4 protein-coding genes are annotated in these 6,171 nt (G+C 60.0%); 2 read left to right on the forward strand and 2 right to left on the reverse strand.

Annotation, left to right across the window (positions count from 1 at the left end; translation table 11 throughout):
* Both glcF and AC1RR7_RS15395 read left to right on the forward strand, forming a co-directional pair.
* On the forward strand, positions 1-1,233 hold the full coding sequence (gene glcF / locus AC1RR7_RS15390) for a glycolate oxidase subunit GlcF (RefSeq protein ID WP_493157921.1): 1,233 nt from the start codon (positions 1-3) through the stop codon (positions 1,231-1,233).
* 924 nt (positions 1,234-2,157) lie between these two features.
* Positions 2,158-2,931 carry a helix-turn-helix transcriptional regulator gene (locus AC1RR7_RS15395; RefSeq protein WP_096820710.1) on the forward strand — a complete coding sequence of 258 codons (774 nt, stop codon included), beginning with the start codon at positions 2,158-2,160 and terminating at the stop codon, positions 2,929-2,931.
* A 64-nt stretch (positions 2,932-2,995) separates the two neighbouring features.
* On the opposite strand, the gene AC1RR7_RS15400 is transcribed toward AC1RR7_RS15395, so the two are convergent.
* Both AC1RR7_RS15400 and macA read right to left on the reverse strand, forming a co-directional pair.
* Positions 2,996-4,954, reverse strand: a complete 1,959-nt coding sequence (locus tag AC1RR7_RS15400; protein ID WP_273535815.1) for a MacB family efflux pump subunit — start codon at positions 4,952-4,954, stop codon at positions 2,996-2,998.
* A gap of 2 nt (positions 4,955-4,956) precedes the next feature.
* The gene (macA, locus tag AC1RR7_RS15405) at positions 4,957-6,105 is read right to left on the reverse strand and encodes a macrolide transporter subunit MacA (RefSeq protein WP_493066154.1); all 1,149 of its coding nucleotides are present in this window, start codon (positions 6,103-6,105) and stop codon (positions 4,957-4,959) included.
* Positions 6,106-6,171 lie beyond the last annotated feature (66 nt).

The raw sequence follows: 6,171 nt of genomic DNA on the forward strand, positions 1-6,171 counted from the left end.
ATGCAAACCACTCTCAGCGAAGAAGCCCGGCAACTGCCTCGCGCCGAAGAAGCCGAAAGCATCCTGCGCACTTGCGTGCATTGCGGCTTCTGCAACGCGACCTGCCCGACCTATCAGTTGCTCGGCGATGAACTCGACGGCCCACGGGGTCGCATCTACCTGATCAAACAGGTGCTGGAAGGCAACGAAGTCACCCGCAAGACCCAACTGCACCTGGATCGTTGCCTGTCCTGCCGCAATTGCGAAACCACCTGCCCCTCGGGTGTGGACTATCACAACCTGCTCGACATCGGCCGCGCCGTGGTTGATGCGGCCGTGCCGCGACCCATTGGTCAACGTGTGTTGCGGGCAGGTTTGCGTGGTGTGGCACCGAATCCCGGACTGTTCAAAGGACTGGTCAGCGCTGGCCAGATCTTCCGTGTGCTGCTGCCTGATACCCTGCAAGCCAAATTGCCGCACAGCACCTCTACAATCGCACCCCGCCCGGTAACCCGGCATGCCCGCCAGATGCTGATGCTCGAAGGCTGCGTGCAACCGGGTTTGTCGCCCAATACCAACGCGGCGGCAGCACGGGTGCTGGATCGATTGGGGATCAGCATTACACCGGCGCGAAAGGCCGGCTGTTGTGGCGCCGTGGACTATCACCTCGACGCCCAGGCCACCGGACTTGACCGCGCCCGCCAGAACATCGATGCGTGGTGGCCGGCCATCGAACAAGGCGCCGAAGCCATCGTGCAGACCGCCAGCGGTTGCGGCGCGTTCATCAAGGATTACGGACACTTGCTGTGCACCGATCCGGCCTATGCCGAAAAGGCGAAAACCGTGAGTGCGCTGGCGAAAGATCTGGTGGAAGTGTTGCGTGAGGAACCGCTCGAGTCCCTAGGTATTCATGCCGATCAGCGCTTGGCTTTCCACTGCCCCTGTACCTTGCAACACGCACAGAAACTCGGCGGCGCGGTGGAGTCGGTGCTGACCCGATTGGGCTTCAACCTCACGACCGTGCCGGACGCCCATCTGTGCTGCGGCTCGGCGGGCACCTATTCGATAACCCAACCGACGCTGGCCCGGCAACTGCGCGACCAAAAGCTCAACGCCCTGGAAAGCGACCATCCGGACATCATCGCCACCGCCAATATCGGCTGCCAGACCCACCTCGACGGCGCGGGACGCACGCCGGTCAAGCACTGGATCGAGCTGGTGGATGCAGGGTTGCCCTTGGTGAGCGAGGCGTAGGATTGCTGGCGGGGGGCAAACGATAGGCGAAAAAAAACCGCCTTTGCGGGGCGGTTTTTCGGTAGACCTCAGTTTGCGGCTGGGGCCTGGTGTCTCACGGACAACACTGACGTGCGGGAATACTATTAATCTTTGGTACTCGTTGCAACGTGATTTTGTGAGTGTTGAATGACGTTATGTGAAGCCAAGGTCAACCCTGGCAAGTCTTTAACCCACAAAAACATACTGACAGAAATAACGAATTACAAAACTCATCAAGTCTTTGCCCGGGATCCTCAGAATCACGCCACAAGACAAGTTAATATGCCGACGCTCACTCGCCAGTGCATCCGTGAGGTTTGGCTGGAACCATAACGGTTTCATGCCCTTCGACACGGTTTTGCACCCGTGCCGGAATGATGGCTCGGAGGGATCACAACCGGCCGCCTCATGGACAACATTGACGTGCATGTCCGAAGGCACACATGGTCCGGTAAGTGCGCTGGAGGTTTGGCCCCCGACCTGGAGGCCAAAACGTATGAAGCTTTTGCTGCGTACGCTGAGCCTCGTATGGAGATCGTTTCAAGCGTTTCGCTTTTACGAGTTCCTGCGAGACCACTTTGACAACCTGAAGTAACGGTTGTCTATGAGGGAAAAAGCCCGTTTTTGCTTCGGCTGAAACGGGCTTTTTTTGTTTTTAAATACTGTCACTTGTAGGATTTTTATAAAAACATCCCTACTCAGCTGTAAGGCATTTCGCTGACACCTGTCATCCCGACATCCCCCTCACCGTCAGTTATGAGCTAATAGCCCCTTCATTAAACCGTCGCTGAAACGTTGTACTAGGATAGGATCCAATTTCCTGATTCGCTGTCGCCGGGCATGGAGCTGTTTTCCGGTGGTTCAGGAACACGAGTACCACACTGCAACTCATGGATGAACGACATGAACTCACAGCTGTTTCCTCACATTGGCAAGGTCATCGCCAGCACTGGCAGCCGACATTTCCCACGGATGCTGCACGACCTGATCCTGACCCAACTGGCGGTGGACGCCACGCACATCCGGCAGATGCGCGTGGAACCGGTCGGACGCGCACAGCCGCGCAGTGAGCCCGAATGCGTCAAGGAAGCCTCCTTGCTGGCTGAAACGGTGTATTCCGAGTTGAGCACTCTGCCGAGTGCCAATGAATTGCCCACTCCCGAACCCTCGACGGTCACCGACGCCTCGCAATTGCATCTGACCCGGCGCAAGGACGGTTACCGCTATGTGATATCGGTTTACCGGTGCGGCCCGTCAAAACGCTTTTCCGCCCACGAGCGCAGTTTGTTGCAGGACATTTCTCCGGTGCTACTGCCGATGGTCGAGAAACACATCAACGCCCTGCAACCGGCGAACACTGACGCCCAGGGACAATCTCAGGAGCAATCGGACTCAACCCTGCTGGGCCTGGAAACCCTGCGCCTGCGCTTTTGCGAGCGCGTGGAGCAACTGGGGCTGAGCCTGTCGAACCGCGAGATGGAAGTGTGTGTCGGCCTGCTCGCCGGGCGCACCGCGCCAGAACTGGCCGAGCAGTTGCAACTGAAGGTCAACACCGTGGAGAGCTACCTCAAACGCGCCGCGATCAAACTGGGTATCAGCGGCCGTCACTCGCTGATGCGCTGGATGTACTCGCCAAAGGACTGCCCCGCAGCCTGCGGCCCGTCGAACGCGGCCTGACGGTTCACACGCCTGTAACGAAACCGCCCTCCTGCAAAGGACGGCGTTTTTTTTTGCGCCCGTTTCAATCCCGGGCCAACGCCTCGATCGGATCGAGCCGCGACGCATTGCGCGCCGGCACGAAGCCGAACACGATGCCGATCAGGGTCGAGCAAAGCACAGCGGTGAGCACCGAAGTCATCGAGAACACCATTTCCCACTCCTTGATGAACAGCGAAAACAGATGGCCGATGGCGTAACTCAACGAGATACCGATGGCGCCACCCAGCAGGCAGACCATCACCGCCTCCACCAGAAACTGCTGGCGAATGTCCGACTGCCGCGCCCCGACCGCCATGCGGATGCCGATTTCACGGGTACGCTCGGTGACCGACACCAGCATGATGTTCATCACGCCGATGCCGCCCACGACCAGTGAAATCACCGCAATCAGCGACAGCAACAAGGCCAGAGAGCGGCTGGTTTTCTGTACAGTCTGCATCACGCTGTCGAGGTTATTGGTGAAGAAGTCCTTGGTGCCGTGGCGTTGCAGCATCAGCTTGTTGACGTTGTCCTCTACCACTTTGCTCGGTTGACCGTCCTTGATCCGCACACTGATGCTGTCCAGATAACGCTGGCCCAGCAGCCGTCCGGCTGCGGTTTCATAGGGCACCCAGACGTTGAGCGACTTGCTCGACGAGAAGATGTTCTTGTTCTCCGCCGCCACACCGATCACGGTGCACGGCAGGTTACCGATCAGGATCACCTGCCCCAGCGGATCAACCCCTTCGCCGAACAATCGATGGCGGGTGTTGTGATCGATCACCACCACTTGCGCCTGACGCCTTGCATCGCTTTCGCTGAACGGGATGCCCGACTCCATCTTGATCCCGCGCACCTGGAAGTACAGATCGCTGACGCCGTTGACCTGCGCATCGAGGTCGATATTGCGGTAACGCAGCAACAGATTGCGCCCGACCACCGGCGTGGCACTGTCGACGTAGTAGAGCTGATTGAGCGCCGTCACATCCGCCGGCACCAGGGTTTCGATGGCCGCCGAGCGGCTGTCGCCGAAACTGGTGCCGGAATAGATATCGATGGTGTTGCTGCCGATGGCCTGGATGTCTTTCAAGACATAGCGCTTGGCCCCTTCGCCGATGGCCGAAATCGACACCACCGAGGTGATGCCGATGACGATCCCGAGCATGGTCAGCAAGGTGCGCATCCGATGGGAGATCAGCGCGACCCAGGCCATGTTGAACGCTTCCTTGAACAACCCGAGGCTGGCCACCAGACGCCGCGCCGCCGTGGACTTGGGCGGCACTGCGTCCTCATTGGTCAGCGCCGTGGTGTCGCGCTCGTTGCGGCGGTCGCTGAGGATTTCGCCGTCGCTGACTTCGATGATGCGCTCGGCGTTGGCCGCGACCTTGGGGTCGTGGGTCACCAGAATCACCGTGTGCCCGGCGGCGTGCAGCTCCAGCAGAATACGCATCACCTCTTTGCCGCTGGTGGTGTCGAGTGCGCCGGTCGGTTCATCGGCGAGGATCACTTCGCCGCCGTTCATCAAGGCCCGGGCGATACTGACGCGCTGCTGCTGACCGCCCGACAGTTGGCTCGGACGATGAGTCAGGTGCCCTTCCAGCCCCAGCCGTGCCAGCAGCTCACGGGCCCGGGCATGACGCTGCGGTTCCGGTGTGCCGGCGTATATTGCCGGCATTTCGACGTTGTGCATCGCACTCAGATGCGGCAGCAGGTGGTAGCGCTGGAAGATGAAGCCGAAATAGTCGCGGCGCAGTTCGGCCAGCGCCTGATTGTCCAGATCACGGGTTTCCCGGCCGTTGATCTTGTAGCTGCCGGCCGTGGCGTAGTCGAGGCAGCCGAGGAGGTTCATCAGGGTTGATTTGCCGGAGCCCGAGGCACCGATGATCGCCACCATTTCCCCGGCATTGATCGTCAGGTCGATGTTCTTCAGCGCCAGAAATTCACGGTCGCCCGCGGTGAAACTGCGGCTGATGCCGGTCAGTTGCAGCAGAGGTTCGGTCATGCTCATGCCCCTGCCACTTTCGACACCGGATCACCGATCACCACCCGGTCGCCTTCGGCCAGACCACCGTTGACCTGCACCTTGACGTTGTTGTTGATCCCGGTCTGCACATTGCGCGACTGCGCCTGGCCCTTGGCGTCCAGCACCCGCACCGGAAAACTGCCATCGTTGTTGCGCGGGCCCAACGCGGCCACCGGAATCGTCAACACCGATTTGGCGGTGTCGAGCACCACCCGCACCTGGGCCGTCATGGAAATGCGCAAGCGGTGATCAGGGTTCGGCACCTCGAACAGCGCGTTGTAGAACACCGCCGTGTTCTGTTTCGGCGTGCCGGCGGGCGGGGTTTCGAGGAAGTTCTGCGGCGCGGGTTCAGTGCCGCGCAGCTTGCCGTAATAACGTTTGTCCTCGCCCAGAATGGTGAAATAAACCTCCTGCCCCGGCGCGATGTGAATGACATCCGCCTCCGACACCTGAGCCTTGACGGTCATGGTGTCCAGATCCGCCAGCTTCAGCAGGATCGGCGCCAGTTGGTTGGCAATCACAGTCTGGCCTTCCTGAGTCACGATGCCCACCACATCGCCGTCGATGGGCGCGATGATCCGCGTGTAGGCCAGGTTGACCTTGGCCGTGTCGATCTGGATATGCGCGCTCTTGATCTGCGCATCCAGCGACAACAGATTGGCTTGCTGCACTTCGTAGTTCGATTGCGCGGTTTCAAAATCCTGCCGCGAGATAGAGGCGTCCTCCTGCAGGTTCTGATAGCGCTCGTAGATCGCCTTGGTCTGCCGGAGCTGAGCCTGTGTCGCCCGGCGCTGGGCTTGCAGGTTTTCCTCGTCGACCTGAGCCTGACGCAGGGTGTTCTGCAGCACCAACGGGTCGATTTCCGCCAGCCACTGGCCTTTCTTGACCTTGTCGCCGACCTTGACCTTGAGCGACTTCAACTGCCCCGAGACCTGGGCACCGACGTCCACCTGTTTGATGCCCTCCAGCAGACCGGTGGCGAGCACCGCGTTTTCAATGTCACCGCGTTCGACCGTGGCGGTCAGGTATTGCGGTGCTTCGGCCGGTGCCTGCACCGTGTAGAAGACCAACCCGGCCACCAGCGTCAACGCGATTCCCAGACCGACTTTGCGCAACTTCGACTGTTCCATAAATGACCACAATTCCGTTCAGGGTTGAGCCCGGCCAGCGGCCGGGTTCCAGGATAAAGACTTCAA

Source organism: Pseudomonas sp. GW821-FHT11G12, from assembly GCF_058808055.1.

What these genes read in the sequence shown, in the direction of transcription:
- AC1RR7_RS15395 (WP_096820710.1), top strand. Translation starts at nt 2,158, where the DNA reads ATGAACTCACAGCTGTTTCCTCACATTGGCAAGGTCATCGCCAGCACT.
- macA (WP_493066154.1), bottom strand. Translation starts at nt 6,105, where the DNA reads ATGGAACAGTCGAAGTTGCGCAAAGTCGGTCTGGGAATCGCGTTGACG.
- AC1RR7_RS15400 (WP_273535815.1), bottom strand. Translation starts at nt 4,954, where the DNA reads ATGACCGAACCTCTGCTGCAACTGACCGGCATCAGCCGCAGTTTCACC.
- glcF (WP_493157921.1), top strand. Translation starts at nt 1, where the DNA reads ATGCAAACCACTCTCAGCGAAGAAGCCCGGCAACTGCCTCGCGCCGAA.